This is a genomic window from Actinosynnema pretiosum (assembly GCF_024171695.1).
In the GTDB taxonomy this organism is placed as follows: Bacteria; Actinomycetota; Actinomycetes; order Mycobacteriales; family Pseudonocardiaceae; genus Actinosynnema; species Actinosynnema pretiosum.
Genome location: NZ_JAMTCF010000006.1, coordinates 323459 through 340029 on the forward strand (window position 1 = coordinate 323459; position 16571 = coordinate 340029).

General features: G+C 75.3%; 12 protein-coding genes. 5 read left to right on the forward strand and 7 right to left on the reverse strand.

Translation table 11 applies throughout. The features are described 5' to 3' along the window. Window positions 1-82: 82 nt before the first annotated feature. The 3 genes from LV78_RS14650 to LV78_RS14660 all read left to right on the forward strand — a co-directional run bounded on the left by LV78_RS14650 (window position 83) and on the right by LV78_RS14660 (window position 3134). Window positions 83-1231 carry an ABC transporter permease gene (locus LV78_RS14650; RefSeq protein WP_301306604.1) on the forward strand — a complete coding sequence of 383 codons (1149 nt, stop codon included), beginning with the start codon at window positions 83-85 and terminating at the stop codon, window positions 1229-1231. 785 nt (window positions 1232-2016) lie between these two features. Beyond that, complete coding sequence (locus LV78_RS14655; RefSeq protein ID WP_253845820.1) at window positions 2017-2583, forward strand: hypothetical protein; 567 nt, start codon at window positions 2017-2019, stop codon at window positions 2581-2583. A gap of 17 nt (window positions 2584-2600) precedes the next feature. Beyond that, complete coding sequence (locus LV78_RS14660; protein ID WP_253845821.1) at window positions 2601-3134, forward strand: hypothetical protein; 534 nt, start codon at window positions 2601-2603, stop codon at window positions 3132-3134. Between the two features lie 6 nt (window positions 3135-3140). Here LV78_RS14660 and LV78_RS14665 read toward each other — a convergent pair whose 3' ends face one another. Continuing rightward, on the reverse strand, window positions 3141-4343 hold the full coding sequence (locus LV78_RS14665; RefSeq protein WP_253845822.1) for a cysteine desulfurase-like protein: 1203 nt from the start codon (window positions 4341-4343) through the stop codon (window positions 3141-3143). A gap of 369 nt (window positions 4344-4712) precedes the next feature. Between LV78_RS14665 and LV78_RS14670 the strand changes: the two genes are divergently transcribed. Together LV78_RS14670 and LV78_RS14675 are read left to right on the forward strand one after the other, a co-directional pair. Next, the gene (locus LV78_RS14670) at window positions 4713-6263 is read left to right on the forward strand and encodes a GMC family oxidoreductase (protein WP_253845823.1); all 1551 of its coding nucleotides are present in this window, start codon (window positions 4713-4715) and stop codon (window positions 6261-6263) included. 148 nt (window positions 6264-6411) lie between these two features. Beyond that, window positions 6412-7362, forward strand: a complete 951-nt coding sequence (locus LV78_RS14675; protein ID WP_253845824.1) for a methyltransferase — start codon at window positions 6412-6414, stop codon at window positions 7360-7362. Window positions 7363-7397: 35 nt separating this feature from the next. On the opposite strand, the gene LV78_RS14680 is transcribed toward LV78_RS14675, so the two are convergent. From LV78_RS14680 to LV78_RS14705, 6 genes are all read right to left on the reverse strand, one after another. Beyond that, entirely contained in the window at window positions 7398-7973 is a 576-nt protein-coding gene (locus LV78_RS14680; protein ID WP_253845825.1) for a carboxymuconolactone decarboxylase family protein, read from the reverse strand. 228 nt (window positions 7974-8201) lie between these two features. Beyond that, on the reverse strand, window positions 8202-8654 hold the full coding sequence (locus LV78_RS14685) for a hypothetical protein (protein ID WP_253845826.1): 453 nt from the start codon (window positions 8652-8654) through the stop codon (window positions 8202-8204). A 43-nt stretch (window positions 8655-8697) separates the two neighbouring features. After that, window positions 8698-9696, reverse strand: a complete 999-nt coding sequence (locus LV78_RS14690) for an NAD-dependent epimerase/dehydratase family protein (protein ID WP_253845827.1) — start codon at window positions 9694-9696, stop codon at window positions 8698-8700. A 59-nt stretch (window positions 9697-9755) separates the two neighbouring features. After that, the gene (locus LV78_RS14695) at window positions 9756-10247 is read right to left on the reverse strand and encodes a flavin reductase family protein (protein ID WP_253845828.1); all 492 of its coding nucleotides are present in this window, start codon (window positions 10245-10247) and stop codon (window positions 9756-9758) included. Beyond that, window positions 10244-10702: an acyl-CoA thioesterase gene (locus LV78_RS14700; RefSeq protein ID WP_253845829.1), complete on the reverse strand. Its 459-nt coding sequence runs from the start codon at window positions 10700-10702 to the stop codon at window positions 10244-10246. The genes LV78_RS14695 and LV78_RS14700 overlap by 4 nt, the downstream gene beginning before the upstream one ends. A 1-nt stretch (window position 10703) precedes the next feature. Continuing rightward, window positions 10704-16463 carry a type I polyketide synthase gene (locus LV78_RS14705; protein WP_253845830.1) on the reverse strand — a complete coding sequence of 1920 codons (5760 nt, stop codon included), beginning with the start codon at window positions 16461-16463 and terminating at the stop codon, window positions 10704-10706. Window positions 16464-16571: the final 108 nt, after the last annotated feature.

Consider the following 16571-nt stretch of genomic DNA (forward strand, 5'->3'; position numbering starts at 1 on the left):
CGAGCGGTTCGAGCCGGTCGCGCGGTCCTCGGGGCCGCCGTCACCGCCCCGGTTGGCGCTGGCGGACCTGCTGTCGCTGGGCATGATCGGGTTGCGGACCCGGAAGCTGCGGGCGGTGCTGTCGGCGCTGGGGATCTCGCTGGGGATCGCGACGGTCGTGGTGGTGACCGGCATCCCGGCGTCCGGCCAGCGGGCGCTGATGGACGAGCTGACCGCGCTGGGCACCAACACGTTGCGGGCGCAGATGGCTCCCGGCGGGCAGGAACCCGTTCCGCTGCCGGAGGCGTCGGCGGGGATGGCCGGGCGGATCGGGCCGGTGACGGCGTCGGCGGCGGTGGCCAACACGCACACCCGCGTGCGTCGTTCTGACCTTATGGGTGATTCTGCAAGTTCTGACCTCACGGTGCTCGCAACCAGCCTCGGACTCCTGGAGACTGTGAACGGGAAGGTGGCGAGTGGGGAGTACATCACCGGGTCGAGCCAGGCTTTTCCGTTCGTGGTGCTGGGACACGTGGCGGCGGGCAGGCTCGGGATCGACCGGGTTCCGGAGACCGGCGAGCGACCGACGGTCCACATCGGACAGACCCGGTTCACCGTGGCGGGGGTGCTGGCCCCGATGCCGCTCGCGCCGGACGTGGAGCGGTCGGTGCTCGTCGGGTGGGACGCGGCGAAGGCCGAGCTGGGGTTCGACGGGCGCCCGACGGTGGTCTACGTCAAGGCGCGCGAGGAGTCCGTCGAGGCGGTGCGGACGGCGCTGGCGGCGACCCTGCACCCGGAGGCTCCGGGCAAGGTGCAGGTGAGCAGGCCGTCCGACGCGCTGGCGGCGAAGCGGGCGACCGAGAGCTCGTTCTCGGCGCTGCTGCTGGGGTTGGCCGGGGTGGCGCTGCTGGTCGGCGGGGTCGGGGTGGCCAACACGATGGTCATCTCGGTGCTGGAGCGGCGGCGGGAGATCGGGCTGCGCCGGGCGCTCGGGGCGACGCGCGGGCAGATCCGGGGGCAGTTCCTGATCGAGGCGGTGCTGCTGTCGGCGCTGGGCGGGCTCGCGGGGACGGGGCTCGGGGTGGTCGCGGTGGTCGGGTACGCGGGGCTGCGCTCGTGGCCGGTGGTGATCCCCGTGGCGGCGGTGGGCGGTGGGGTGGTCGCAGCGGTGGTGGTGGGCGCGGTGGCGGGGTTGTACCCGTCGATCCGCGCGAGCCGGTTGACGCCTACGCAGGCTTTGGCGGCGCAGTAGGGAGGCGGGGCGGTAGGAGGCGGGGCGGTAGGAGGCGGCGCGGTGAGGGGAGAGCAGGGGCGGCGGAGCGCGGGCGCGTGGGCGCGTGGGCGGGACGACGCGGTGAGCGAGCGGGCGGGACTGCACGGTGGGTGCGTGCGGACGGACGGGACGGTACGGGCAGGTGCGCGCTAGCAGGTGGAGCCGCACGCGTTAGGCGCGCGGTGCCGGGGCCGGGGCTGGGCCGGGCGGGGCGGCACGCGGCGGGCACGCGCGAGCAGGTGGAGCGGCACGCGGTAGGTACGCGCTAGCAAGTGGAGCGGCACGCGGTAGGTACGCGCTAGCAAGTGGAGCGGCACACGGTAGGTGCGCACGAACAAGTAGAGCGGCACGCGGTGGGTACGCGCGGCCGGGCAGGGCTGCACGCGGTGGGCACGCGCCAGCGGGTGGACCGGCACGAGGTAGGCGCGCGAGCGGTAGGCGCGCGCGGGCAGTGGGAGCAGTGCGGTGAGTGCGCGTGGGCGGGTGCGACGCCGTGACAGGGCGCGGGCGGTGCGGTAGGCGCGCGTGGCCGGGTGAGGGTGGCGAGTGCCCTGGGCAGGTGGGAAGGGGCGGGGTGGACCGGAGTGGAGCGGACGGAGCGGTCCGGACGAGACGGTGCGGGCGGAGTGGTCCGGGCGGGTGGAGGGGCGCGGGCTAGATGGGGCCGTGGGGGTGGTGGTGATGGCCCGTGCGGGGGTGGGCGGGGTGAGTGTGGGCTCGTGGGTGGTGTGGCGGTTTTTCCTTCTGCTTTGGGGAGTTCGGTGATGAAGGCAGTGCTGGTGGTGGGTGTGGCGGTGTTCGCGCTCGTCGGGTGTTCGGCTTCGGAAGTTGTGCCGGAGGTGGCGTCGTTGTCGTCGGGGGTGGAGCGGGCGCCGGTTCAGGGGGGTGCGGCCGGGGAGGAGGAGCGGCCTCGGGAGCGGTTGGACATGTCGGCCGAGGACTTGGACGCGTTGTGGCGACCGCACCAGGAGTGCGTGGCGGAGCGCAGCGGGGTTCCGGTGGGCGGGTCCGGGGGTTCGGGGAGTGGCGATGAGATGCGGGCTGCCACGCCCGAGGAGGTCAGGGCGGACGAGGCGGCGCAGGCGGCCTGCCTGGATCGGCAGCCGTTGCCGCCGTGGGAGAAGGACCCGGCCAATCCCGAGGCGCACGACTTCGCGGTTCGGGTCGTGGACTGCTTGCGCGGCAAGGGGATCAAGTACGTGGAGGTGGCGGTGGACGAGACCTGGGGTGGGCCGGTCATCTCGCTCGGGGGCGAGCACAACGACTCGGCCTCGATCTCGGCGGGGTTGGAGCACATGGGGTCGTGCGAGACGGAGGCGTCGAAGAAGTGACGGGGCGGTGGGGTGTGGTGCGTTCGGTTCTGGTGGGTGGGCTGGCGGTGGTGGCGCTGGTCGGGTGTTCGGCCCCGGAATCCGCGCCCGAGGTGGCGTCGTTGTCGTCCGGGAGTGGGCAGGCTCCGGTCACGTCGGTGGAGCGGGAGCGGCCTCGGGAGCGGTTGGACATGACGGCGGAGGACCTGGAGGCGTTGCTGCGGCCCTACTGGAAGTGCATGGGCGAGCAGGGGATTCCGGACAAGCGGGCGATGGGCGACCTGTCCGTCGAGCCGGAGAGCGACGAGCGGATCGCGGCGGCGGAGGCGGCGTGCGCGCACACCGTTCCGCTGCCGCCGTGGGAGAAGGACCCGGCCAACCCGGAGTCGCACGGCTTCCTGGTCCGGGTCGCGGACTGCCTGCGCGGCAAGGGGGTGGTGAAGGTGGAGGTCGTGCCCGAGGAGAGCGGCGGCTACACCGTCGCGCTGGGAGGTGCGGAGAACGACTCGGAGCAGATCACGCGCGGGCTGGAGCTCATGTCCGGGTGCGAGGCGGAGGCGTCCGAGAAGTAGCGGGGATCAGGGGGTGGTGAAGGCGGCCAGACCGTCGAGGAGGCGGTCGATCTCCTCCTCGGTGGTGTAAGGCGCGATGCCGATCCGCAGGCCGCCGCTCTCCGGCAGGCCCAGCGCCAGTCCCGCCTCGTGGGCGTAGAACGCGCCCGCCGGGGCCAGGACGTCGCGCGCGGCCAGGAAGCGGTAGGCGGCTCGGGCGTCGTGGCCGGGCAGTTCCAGGAGGGTGGTCGGGGTGCGGTCGGTGGCGCGGGAGCGGTTGACCACGCGGTCGCCCAGCGCCGCCAAGCCGTCGGTGAGGCGGGTGAGCAGGGCGTGCTCGTGCTCGGCCACGGCCCGGTAGGCGGCTTCCAGGCTCGCGCGGCGGGTGGACGAGGGGGCGATCGCGGCCAGGAAGTCCACGGCGGCCGTCGCGCCCGCCAGCGCCTCGAAGGGCAGGGTGCCGAACTCGAAGCGCTCGGGCACGACGTCCGTGGACGGCACCAGCTTGTCCGGGCGCAGGGTCTCCAGCAGGGCCGGGTCCGCGCCGAGGACGCCGCAGTGCGGGCCGAAGAACTTGTAGGGCGAGCAGACCACGAAGTCCGCGCCCAGCGCGGTGGCGTCCACCAAGCCGTGGGCTGCGTGGTGGACGGCGTCGACGTGCACCAGCGCGCCGACCTCGTGCGCGCGGTCGGCGATGGCGCGCACCGGGGGGCGGGTGCCCAGCAGGTTCGAGGCCGCGGTGACCGCCACCAGCCTGGTGCGGGCGGTGATGGTCTCGTCCAGATCGTCCATGCGGAGCAGGGCGGTCTCCGGGTCGAGCTCCAGCCAGCGGACCACCGCGCCCGCGCGCTCGGCGGCCTGCACCCACGGGCGGACGTTCGCGTCGTGGTCGAGCCTGGTGACTACGACCTCGTCGCCGGGGTCCCAGGAGCGGGACAGGTGGCGGGAGAAGTCGTAGGTGAGCTGGGTGGCGCTGCGGCCGTGCACGACGCCGCGCTCGGGGACGGCGAGGAAGTCGGCGTAGGCGGAGCGGAACCCGGCGACGACCCGCTCGGCGTTGCGCTCGGAGGGCAGCTCGGCCCCGCGCAGCGACAGCGGGGCGGTCATGGTGGCGGCGATGGCCTCGGCGACGGGGCGCGGGGTCTGGGTGCCGCCGGGGCCGTCGAAGTGGGCGATCCCGGAGGTCAGGGACGGGAAGTGCGCGCGGAACGCGTGGACGTCGAAGGACACCGTCGCCTCACCTGCCCCCGGTGCGCCGCTCCTCACCGCGCCGGTCCACCGGGTGACCGGGCGGGTTGCTTGTGGGGTGGACTCTGCCAGGTCCGCGCGCTGCGCGCCGAGGTGGGGCGGGGCGGGGACGGCGGAGGTGGCGGCACGGCGGGAGTGGCGGATGGGGAGGTAGCGGTGTCGGGGTTGTGGCGGGTGGGTGGTCTGGGGTGGTTTAGCAGGGTTTGGGCGGGTGCGCTTCCGCGTGGTTGCGGTTTGGGGTGGTGAGCAATCTGGGAGAAGTGTTCGGTGTTCGTGCGGTCATAGGCTCTCGCCTGCCCGAATGGGCGGGGACGGTCGGTGGATCGGTCGATCTGGAGACGGAGGTGCCCCGTGGGGGTGCTGGACGACTACGACGACATCGTGATCGGCGCCGGGAGTGCCGGGGTTCCGGTTGCTGCTCGGCTCAGCGAGGACCGGGGTAGGCGGGTTCTGCTGGTCGAGGCGGGGCCGGACTACCCCGGTGAGCTTCCTGCGGATCTCGCGGACGGGAACCAGATGTCGTTGGTCCACCACGACTGGCGGTTCACCGCCGGGATGCTGGCCGATCGGCCCACCCGGTACTTCCAGGGGAAGGTGGTCGGCGGGTCCTCCTCGGTGGGGAACACCATCGCCATCCGGGGGATGCCCGAGGACTTCGACGGGTGGGCCGCGCTCGGGAACCGGGGGTGGGGGTGGGACGACCTGCTGCCGCACTTCCTGGCGATCGAGGACGACCAGGACTTCGCCGGGCCGTTCCACGGCAAGGGCGGGCCGGTGCCCATCCGGCGCTGGCGGCCCGAGGAGTTGACGCCCGCGCAGAGCGCGTTCCACCGGGGGTGCCTCGCCGCCGGGATGCCGGACGTCGCCGACCACAACGACCCCGAGTCGACCGGGGTGGGGCCCGCGCCGTCGAACCGGCTGGGTGAGCGGTTGCGGGTGTCCACGGCCACCGGGTACCTCACGCCCGAGGTCCGGGCTCGGGAGAACCTGACCGTGCTGGCCGGTGCGGTGGTGAACCGGGTGCTGGTGTCGGACCAGCGGGTCGTCGGGATCGAGCTGGTTGACGGGGAGTCGTCGGTCCGGGAGGTCCGGGCTCGGCGGGTGGTGCTGTCGGCCGGGTCGGTGGGGACGCCCGCGATCCTGCTGCGCTCGGGCATCGGGCCCGCCGAGGACCTGCGGGCGCTGGGGATCGACGTGCGGGTGGACCTGCCCGGTGTCGGCGCCGGGCTGAGCGAGCAGGCGCGGACCGGGGTGTTCATGGTGCCCAAGCCCGGTGCGGAGAACTTCGGGGCCGCCGTGGGGCAGATCGTGGTGCGGGCCGGGGCTCGGAGCACCGGGCGGGCCAACGACATGTACTACGCGATGGTCAACCACTTCGACCTCGCGACGCAGTTCCCGCACCTGCGGGCCGCCGCCGGGGCCGGGCGGGTGTTCACCGTGCTGGTCGTGGCGCGCGAGCCGAAGTCGCGGGGGCGGGTGCGGTTGGGGTCGGTCGATCCCCGGCGCGCCCCCGAGATCGACCTGGACTTCCTGTCGTCCGAGCACGACCACCGGTTGCTCGCCGACGGGCTGCGGGTCGGGTGGGAGTTGGCTCAGACGCCGGAGATCCGGGACCTGGCCGAGCGGGTGGTGCTGCTCGACGACGCGACCGTGGCCTCGGACGAGGCGGTGCGGGACTACGTGACGGCGACCGTGGACCCGGCCTACAACCCCACGGGCACGGCCCGGATGGGGCCGGACGGTGATCCGATGGCCGTGGTGGACGAGCGGTGCGCGGTGCGCGGGGTGGACGGGTTGCACGTCGCGGACGCGTCGGTGATGCCGACCATGGTGCGGGCGAACATCAACCTGTCGGTGATCGCGGTGGGTGAGCGGGTCGCCGAGCTGCTGCGGGAGGCGTGAGCCAGTGCGGACAGGTGAGGGTGAGGGTGGGGCGGCTGTGAGTGGAGCGGCTGCGGGTGGGACAGCGGGCGAGCCTGCGGGTGGGGCGGTGAGCGAGGGGCCTGCGGGGGCTGGGCCTCCGGGATCGGTCGCGGGGCTTCTCGGGCTGTTGAACGGGTTCCGGGCGGCCAAGTTCCTGATGGTCGGGTGCGAGCTCGGGGTGTTCGAGGTGTTGGCGGGCTTCCCCGGTGGGCTGGTGGTGGGCGAGCTGGCGGAGCGGGTCGGGGTGTCGCGGCGGGCCGGGCGGATCTGCGCGGACGCGCTGGTGGCCATCGGGGTGCTGGTGCGCGACGGGGACCGGTACCGGAACGCCCCGGTCGCCCGGCACCTGAGCGGGGAGTCCGGTGTGGACCTGCGGGCGTTCGTGCGGTTCACCGATCTCGTCAGCTACCCGGCTTGGGGTGGGCTCGGCGAGGCGTTGCGGTCGGGGCCGGTCAACCGGATCACCTCGTTGTCCGCCGAGCAGCAGGCGCTGTTCTCCTCCGGGGTCGAGGCGCTCAACGCCGGGCCCGCCGCCGCGCTCGCCGCCTCCGGGCACTTCTCGGGCAGGCGGGCGCTGCTGGACGTCGGCGGTGGGACCGGGTCCTGGTCCGCCGCGGCGGTCCGGGCGCACGACGGGTTGCGCGCCACGGTGGTCGAGTGGCCGCCGGTGGCCGAGCTGGCCCGGCGGCGGGTCGCCGACGCGGGGCTGGGCGGGCGGGTCGACGTGGTGGCGGGGGACGTGCGGGTGGACCCGATGCCGCAGGGGCACGACTGCTGCCTGCTGGCGAACGTGGCGCACGTGTTCTCGCCCGAGGACAACGCGCGCGTGCTGGCCAACGCCCGGCGCGCGGTGGTGACCGGCGCGCGGCTGCTGCTGGTCGACTACTGGACCGGGCCCACCGGGGCCGAGCCCGCGCAGGCGGCGTTGATGGCGGGCGAGTTCGCGGTCAACAGCGAGGACGGCGACGTGTACGGGGTGGACGACGCCCAGGCGTGGTTGCGGGCCACCGGGTGGCGGTTCCTGGGGCAGGAGGCGTTGGCGGGCGCGAAGTCCGCGGTGGTCGCCGAGGCGGTGTGACCGGTGTCCTCGGACACCGGTCACACCGGTGATCGCTAGCCCCGCGCCCCGTCGGTTCCCTGGCCCAGGCCCACGTAGCCCTCGGCCACGATCCGGCGCGCGGCCGTCTCGTAGTGCGCCGGGTCGTCGGCGACGAGCGTGCCCAGGCCGTCGACGTACCGGTTGAACATGCAGAACGCGGCGGCGATCAGCACGGTGTCGTGGATCTCCACCTCCGTCGCGCCCAGCTCGCGCGCCCGCCGCACCAGGTCGGGGGTGACCGCGCGACCGGACTCCTGCACCGCGCCCGCGATCCGCAGCAGCGCGCGCAGCTTCTCCGGGACCGGCGCGAGCTCCAGGTCGGCCAGGACCCGGTCCACGAGCGCCGTGCCCTCGTCCAGCTGGGCGGCGGCGAACGCGGCGTGCGAGTCGCAGCAGAACGTGCAGCGGTTGCGGCCCGACACGTAGGCCGCGATCAGCTCCCGCTCACCTGGGGAGAGCGAGTTCGGTGCGCGGAGCAGGACCTCGGCCAGCTCGCCGAGCGGTTTGGCCGTCTCGGGCCGGTACCGCATCAGCCCGGTGATTCCGGGGAACAGGCTCTCGTCCACATCCGCCAGATCGATGTGCGCCATGTCACCACCGTAGTCGGGGCGGGCGGTCGGGTCTTGCCGCCGAAGGCGGGAACTTCCGGTCCGGACAGTCGATTCCGCTTGCGCCACCGGGAGAACCGCCGGGAGAACCGCCGGGCGGGAGCGGCAACCGGAACCGGAACCGGGAGCGGGAGCCGGAAGTGGGAACCGGAAGTGGGAACCGGAAGTGGGAACCGGGAGTGGGAGCCGGGAGTGGGAACCGGGGCGGGGTCAGCGGGCGTGGCCGCGCAGGGTCAGCAGGGTCGCCGCGGTCGTCAGGCCGAAGAAGACGTGGCCGAACAGGCTCACCCACTGGGCGTCGCCCACCACCAGGACCATCTCCGCCATGGCCGGGTCGGCGGTGGCGGACAGCCACAGGGGCATGACCAGCAGGGCGCCGACCGCCCACCACAGGGCGCCGTGCAGGACGCCCGCCGCGCACAGCGGGACCACCTGGTCCGGCAGGCGGGCCGCCAGCGCGCCGAAACCGGCGCCCGCCAGGGCGGAGATGGCCATGTGCAGGGCGAAGCCGACCAGGGCGCTGTCGGCGGCCACCAGCATCCCGACCATGGGCAGGGTGCTCATCCCGGCCATGAGCAGGCCGAACACCAGGCCGCCCGCCAGTCCGGACAGGACGCCGTCGCGCAGGTGGGAGCGGGGGACGACGGCGGTGGTCGTGGTCATGGGGACTCCTCGGGTGCGATGGGGTTGGTGGGGTGGGGGCGGGTCAGGCGGCGTCGAGGTGGAGCTCTCCGGTGGTGACCAGCCAGTCCAGGGTGTCGGCGACGGTCTCCGCGAACGGGCGCGGGCGCAGGCCCAGGGTGCTGGCCGTCGGGGCGACCGAGACCGACGCGGCGGCGGTGGCGATCGCGCCGTGGGCGGCGGGGATGTGCCAGGGCCAGACCGGTTGCAGCAGGTCCACCAGCCTGCCCACCGGGGCCACCAGCGCGCCGGGCAGGAAGACGGCGGGCAGGGTGCGGCCGGTGGCCCTGCGGGCGGCGGCCACGTACTCGGGGGTGGTGATCAGGTGGCCGGGGCCGAAGTGGGCCCCGGTCGCGGTCCCCTCCAGGAGGGCGGTGTGCAGTGCGGCGGTGTCGCGGACGTCGCCGATCTGGAGGGCGCCGGACGGCCACACCGGCATGATGCCGCGCACCGTGTCGCGCAGCCTGCGGGTCTGGTCGCCCAGCTTGGGGTCGTGCGGGCCGAGCAGGGCGGGCGGTCTGCTGATCACCACGGGGGCGCCCGCGCGCTGGTGCGCCCTGGCGACCGCCTCGGAGGCGGACTTGGTCGCGGCGTAGGGCTCCCGGCTGGTTCCGGGCGGGGTGCGGTCGTCGACCACGCGGACGCCGGGGCCGAACAGGGCGGCGGTGCTGGAGACGTGCACGATCCGCCCCGCGCCTGCGCGGCGGGCCGCCGCGAGGACGACCTCGGTGGCCCTGGTGTTGACGCGCAGCATCTCGGCGCGCCTGCGGCGGTCGAAGGAGTAGACCGCGGCGGCGTGCAGGACGGCGTCCGCGCCGCGCGCGGCCCTGGACGCGGCGGTCTCGTCGGTGGCGTCGCCGACCTCGGCGTCCACGGCGGACAGGTCGACGCCGAGCGGGCACAGGGCGGTGGGCACGGTGGTGGGGTCGCGGACGAGCAGGCGGACCCGGTGGCCCGCGCGCACCAGCGCGGCGGTGGTGTGGGCGCCGACGAGACCTGTGCCGCCGGTGAGCGTGACCAGCATCGGGGACTCCTGGGGACGGGGACCGCGGCGGCCGGGCGAACGGCCGCCGCGGCCGGGGGTCACAGGTGGTGGAAGGTGCTGCCGTAGAACAGCAGGGCGCTGTCGCCGTCGCCCACGCCGCAGTCGAGCACGCGTCCGACGTAGATGGTGTGGTCGCCGCCGTCGTGCCGGTGCGCCAGCTCGCACTCCAGCCACGCCAGCGAGCCGGTCAGCAGCGGGGCCCCGCTGAGCGGGCCGGTCTCCCAGGCGAGGCCCGCGAACTCGCGCTCGCCGGTCGGCCTGCGCTTGTCGGCGAAGTGCTCGGCCACGGCCCGCTGGTCCGCGCCCATGATCGAGACGGCGAACCGGCCCGCCTCGGGCAGCGCCTCGTGCATGGTGGCGCTGCGGGCCACGCAGCACAGCACCAGCGGCGGGTCCAGCGACACCGAGGTGAACGCGTTGGCGGTCATGCCGTGCGGGTGCGCGCCGCCGACCGTGACCACCGTGACGCCGGTGGCGAAGCGGGACATCACCTCGCGCAGCGCGGTCGCGCCGACCACCGCCCCGGTCACGACGCCACCCCGACGCCTGCTCGGGCGGACGGCTGCGCGTAGGGCTCCAGCGCCCGGCGCAGCTCCTCGGGGACGGGCGTGGGCACGGTGTCGGTGTTCGGGCCCCTCATGCAGGCCACCCGCTGCCGCCCCCGCGCCACCAGCGACTCCTCGCCGTCGGTGACCTTGACGTAGTCGAAGCTGAACTGGACCTGGGTGCGGGTCAGCTCCTCCAGGCGCATCCGGACCGACAGCTCGTCGAACGCGGTGATCTCGGCGAAGAACTCGCACTCCACCTTGAGCGTGAACAGCTTCAGGTCGTCGCGGACCTCGGCGAGCACGGCGGGCGCCTTCTCCTTCAGGAACATCTCCCGGCAGCGCCCCTGCCAGCGCAGGTAGTTGACGTAGTAGACGTTGCCGACGAGGTTGGTCTCCTCGAAGCCGACGGTGTGGCGGATCTCGTAGTAGCCGGTCACGTCAGTCCTCCTGTCCGGCGAGCACGGCGAACACGACCGGCTCGGGGCGGTCGTCGACGGTGGTGGTCCAGGTGGCGACGCGGGCGTCCCCGGTGGACAGCACGACCCACCCGTCCGGGTGGACCCGCTCCAGGGCGAGCGCCTGCGTGGTGGACCCGGTCTTGCGCAGGCACTCCAGCGCTCCCCACACCCGCGTGCCCGCCGTGGAGGGGTCCTCGCCGGTCTCGCGGACCAGCAGGTCCCGCACGGCCAGCGGGGCGCGGCCGAGCAGCGCGGCCCAGTCGTCCTCGGTGCGGGGCGCGGCGGTCTCGACGTCGACGCCGAGCCTGCCGCCGGGCGCGGTGGCGGCCAGGGTCAGGCCCGCGCCGTGCGAGGCGGACACGGCGTGCCCGGTCACCTCGGGCTTGCCGTCGGGGCGGTAGCGGACCTCGGTCGGGGCGCCGAGCGCGCGGGAGAGCGCGAGGGCGGTCTGGGCGCGGCGCTCTCCGCCCTCGGCCGGGTCGGGTTCGACCACGACGGCGCGGCTGCCGCCGAGGACGCGCTCCAGGGCGCGCTCCAGGTGCGGGCCGAGCATGGTCGGGGTCCACGGGCCCTTGCCGTCGCGCTTGCGCACGGCCCGCAGCACCAGGCCGTCCCAGCGCTCCACCAGGGCGCCGGACGGGTCGCGCACGTCCAGGTCGTAGGTGTAGCTGTCGCCGTCCTGGGAGCGCTCGCGGGCGTCCAGGACCACGTACTCCCCCGCCTTGGCCGTGGGGTCGGCCAGGTGCAGCCGCTCGACGCTCTGGGGCAGCAGGACCGCGTCGGGGACGCAGCACTGGATGGCGTGCATCATCACGTCGCGGGCGCCGGGGTCGGCCAGCAGCCGCTCCTGCGGCAGGAACGGGGCGAACCAGGTCGCGGCGGAGGTCGTGGCGACCTCGGCGACGGCGCGCCGGGCGGAGGCGGTGCGGTAGGCCTGGAGGCGCTGGAACCGCTTGCCCTGGAACAGCACTCCCCCGTACAGCTCGGTGACCGGGTCGACCGGCACCGGCGGCAGCGCGGGCGCGGGGTCGACCGGCTCGGCGGGCAGGGCGGGGCGGGGCAGGCGGACGGTGGCGCGGAAGTGGTCGGCGGAGAACCCGGTGTCCTCGGCGCGGACGACCACCTCGACGGTGTCGGGACCGGTGACCAGCGCGGCCAGGCGCACGGTCAGCGCGCCGCCGGGGCGGATCGCGACGGGGCGCAGGAACCGCACGTCCTCCAGCAGCGGCGGTCCGGTGCGGCCGGTGAGGGCGGCGGCGACCTGGGTCATGGCCTCCATGCCGACGACGGCCGGGAACAGCAGGTCGCCGTCGAGCAGGTGGTCCTCCAGGTACGGGTCGCTGCCGCCGGACAGGTCGGCCTCGGTGACCAGCTCCACGCCGGGGTAGTGCACGACGACGCGGTCGGTGAACCGGGTCAGCGGCAGCTCGGCGCGCTCCAGCTCCAGCGTGGGCAGCCCGGCGGCGCGGCCGGAGACGACCAGCGCGGGACCGGCGGCCGGGTCGGCGAGGACGCGGCGCAGCACGGCGATGCCCGCGTCGGTGGAGATCGGGGTGATGCCGTCGCGCATGAGCGCCTCGACGACGCCCAGCCGCTCCCCCATGCCCGCGCCCGCCCACACCGACCACTCCAGCGCGAGCGCCCTGGCCCCGGGGTTGCGCCGGGCGAAGTCGGTGGTCAGCTCGGTGAGCCAGTCGTTGGCGGTGGCGTAGTGGGCCTCGCCGCGCAGTCCCGCGCGGCCGATGATGCTGCCGAAGGTGATCAGCAGGCGGACGTTGTCCTCGCCGACCGCGTCGAGGACGGTGCGCAGGCCGTCGACCTTGGGGGCGAGGGTGGCGCGGAAGGCGTCCTCGGTGAGGTTGGCCAGCGCGGTGGGCTCGTTGCGGCCCGCGCCGTGCAGGACGGCGGTGACCTCGCCGAGGTCGGCGCGGAATCCGGTGACGGCGGCGGCGACCTGGTCGGCGGAGGTGGTGTCGGCGCGCTCGTAGCGGTGCCGGACGCCCGCGGCGGTCATGCGGGCGAGGTTGGCGGCGAGCTCGGCGTCCTCGGCGGGGTCGGCGCGGCCGAGGAGGGCGAGCGCGGCGCCGGTGTCGGTGGCGATGGCGAGGGCGCACTCGGCGGTGATGCCCTTGCCGCCGCCGGTGACCAGCAGGACGTCGTCGGGGCCGAGCGGGGAACCGGCGGTCTCGGGGGTGGTGGTCTCGGCGACGCGCAGGACCGGGACGGTGCGGGCGCCGTCGGCGGCGTAGCGGGCCTGGGTGAAGCCCTCGCCCGCCGCGATCTCGGCGACGACGGCGGCGGCTGCGGCGTGGTCGGGCAGCCCGGCGGCCAAGTCGACGACGGTGACCGGCAGGTGCGGGGCCTCCAGGTGCAGGGTGCGGGCCAGGCCGGACATGCCCAGCGCGCCCTGGGCGAGGACGAACCGCCTCCCGGTGGCGAGGGCGTCGCGGGCCGCCGCGAGCGCGAGGCCGACGTGCTCGGGGCCGCCGTCGGGCGGCAGGAGCAGCAGGACGCCGTCACCGGGCAGCGCGCCGGTCAGGTGGGTGGTGAGGCGGTGGCCGTCGGGGGCGTGCACGGTCCAGTCGCCGGGTTCGGCGACCGCGACGGGCCGCAGCGGGCGCCGGACGTGCGCGACGTGGAACGGGCGCACCCAGGGGGCGACGCCGGGGGCCTCGCCGCTCTCGCGGTCGCCGTCGTGGGCGGTGGCGGCCAGCTCGTCGATCAGGTCGGCCAGCTCGCCGAGGCGGGCGGTGGCGAAGTTCGGGCTGGTCTCCAGCGCGGGGCGGCCGAGGCCCCTGGTGACCTCGTTGACGAGCTGGCCGACCGTGATGGAGCTCAGGTGCAGGTCGTCCAGCGGGTGGGTGTGCTCGGTGAGGGCCTCCAGGGGCAGCTCGGCGCGCTGGGCGGCGAGCCTGCGCAGCAGGTCCAGGGTGCTCTCGCCCTCGGCCTGGGCGGACGCCGCCGAGGTCCCGGTGGCGGCCTGCGCGGCGCCGGTGGTGGTGCGCAGCGCCGGGTCCAGCTCGGGGGCGGTCTCGCACGGGCTGGCCAGGAACGTCATCGCGCCGTCCAGGGGCAGCTCGCGCACCACCCGGTCGGCGAACAGCGGGGCGGTGCGGACGGGGGCGCCGAGGGCGTGCGCGGCGGCCACGACGGTGAGCAGCGGGACGAGCGAGGCGCTGTCGGTGTCCACGGCGAGCGCGGGGGTGCCGGGGGCGATGTCGGCGAGCAGTCCGGTGAGCACCCGGCCGGGGCCGACCTCGACGACCAGGTCGGCGTGCTCGGCGAGCCCGGCGGCGGCCTCGTGGAAGCGGACCGGGCCGGTGATCTGCTCGCGCAGCAGCGCCCTCAGGTCGGTGTCGGGTTCGAGCGGGGCCCCGGTGACTGTGGAGTGGACGGGGCGGATGAGCCTGCCGAAGTCGTAGTCGACCAGGCGCTCGGCCATCGCGTCGGCGGCCGGGGCGACCAGGGGCGAGTGGAAGGCGTGGGACACCGGCAGGCGGGTGGCGGGCACGCCCTGGGCCCTGGCGGCGGCGCGGACCCGGTCGACGGCGTCGGCGGGGCCGGAGAGCACGGTCTGCTCGGGGCCGTTGAGGCCGGCGACCACGACGTCCTCCCCCGCCGCCAGCTCGGCGGCGCGCTCGGGCCCGGTGGCCAGGCCCGCCATCGCGCCGCCGCCCTTGCCCGCGTGGGCCATGACCCGGCCGCGCTCGGTGGCCAGGGACAGCACGCGGCCCGCGTCGAGCGCGCCCGCCCAGTGCGCGGCGGTCAGCTCGCCGAGGCTGTGCCCGGCGGCGCGGTCGGCCTCCACGCCCAGCTCGCGCAGCACGCCGAGCGCGGCGAGCGAGCCCGCGACGATGCGCGGCTGGGCGACCTCGGTGGCGACCTGGTCGCCGTCCTCGGGCAGCTCGGCGGCGCGGAAGACCTCCTCGGCGGAGGCGAAGCGGCGGCGCAGCGCGCCCGCGCCGCCCCGGCCGGAGCCCTGGCCGGGGAACAGGAACGCGATGCCGGGGGCGTCGGCGCCCGCGCCGAGGAACACGCCGTCGGCGGTGTCGAACAGCGGGGACCCGTCGGCGAGGGCGGCGCGCAGGCGGTCGAGCTTGCGCTCGGCGTCCTCGGTGCGGGTGATCACCAGGGCCGCGCGGTGCGGGCCGCCGGTGAGGCGGGCGGCGAGTGCGGCGGCGAGGTCGCCCAGCTCGGCCATGGCGAGCTTGGGCACGAGGGCGGCGACCTCGGCGACCCGCTCGGCGAGCCCGGCCCGGTCGGCGGCGTCGAGCAGCAGCACCTCGGCGTCCTGGCGGGAGGCGACCAGCGCGGCGGACCGCTCGTCCACGCCCGCGACGCGGGTCGCGCCGGGGGCGGCCTCCAGGGCGAGGTGGGTGTTGATGCCGCCGAACCCCATGGCGGACACGCCCGCGCGCAGCGGCTGCCCGGCGGGCCACGGCTCGGCGGCGAGCGGCACCCGCACGGCCGCCGCGTCGAGCTTCGGGTGCGGGTCGTGGTGGCCGGTGGCGGGCGGGATGACCTGGTGGTGCAGGGCGAGCGCGGCCTTGATCAGACCGGCGACGCCCGCGGCGGCCTTGGTGTGGCCGATGTTGCCCTTGACGGTGCCGAGCGCGGCGGGTGGCGCGGTCGGGTCGGCGGCGCGGCGGGCCGAGGACAGCGCCTCGATCTCGGTGGCGTCGCCGAGCGCGGTGCCGGTGCCGTGGCCCTCGAAGTAGGACACCGTGCCCAGGCCGTAGCCCGCGCGGCCGTAGGCGCGGTCCAGGGCGAGCCGGTGGCCGTCCGCCTCGGGCCGGGTGATGCCGCCCTTGCCGTCCGAGGACACGCCCCAGCCGGTGATGGTGGCGTAGATCCGCAGGCCGCGCTCCAGGGCGTCCTGCTCGCGCAGCAGCACGAGCACGCCCGAGCCCTCGCCGGGCCAGAAGCCGTTGGAGTCGCGGTCGTAGACCTTCATCTCGCCGGTGGCGAGCGCGCCGGTCTTGGCGAAGCCGATGACCTCGAACGGGTCGATGGACAGGTCGACGCCGCCCGCGATCGCCACGTCCAGGTCGCCCTCCACGAGCGACTTGGCGGCGGTGGTGACCGACAGCAGCGACGAGGAGCAGGCGCCGTCGACGGTGTAGCCGCCGCCGCGCAGGTCGAAGTGGTTGCAGACCCGGCCCGCGATGGTGTTCGCCAGGCCGCCCGCGAGGGTGTCCTCGTCGATGGGCGGGAACGGGGCCTTGTACTGGCCTTCGAGCTCGTCGAGGAAACCGGCGGTCTCGTCGTCCGGCCAGCCCTTCGCGGCGAGCGCGGCGGCGACCGTGCGGCGCACGTACGGCCAGCGCAGCCGCAGCACGTTCGCGCGGGAGAACTCGCCGGTGAGGCTGTTGCCCAGCACGACGCCGGTGGTCCGGCGGGGAAGGCCCTCGCCGTCCGGGAAGCCCGCGTCGGCCAGCGCGCGGGCGGTGGTGTCCAGCGCGAGCCAGTGGGTGAGGTCGGTGGAGCGGTAGGTGCTGCCCGCGACGCGGTAGCGCACCCGGTCGAACTCGAAGTCGCGCAGCACCGCCGCCTTGGTGGCGTAGAACCGGTCGGGGGCCTGCGGGTCCGGGGAGTGGTAGTCGGCCAGGTTCATCCGCTCGTCGGGCAGCCTGCGGAACGCGCGCCTGCCCGCCAGCACGTTCTCCCACAGCTCCGCGGTCGTCGCGGCGTCGGGGTAGCGCAGCCCGATGCCGACGATCGAGATCCGTCCGTCGCTCATGCTCTCACCGTCTTCGAGAACGTCGGGATTGCGTCCGGGAAATTGCGCCACCCCGGTTCGGAGTGGTCGGACGCGGTTGGCGCGGAATGCGCACAGGGCAAGGTTGCC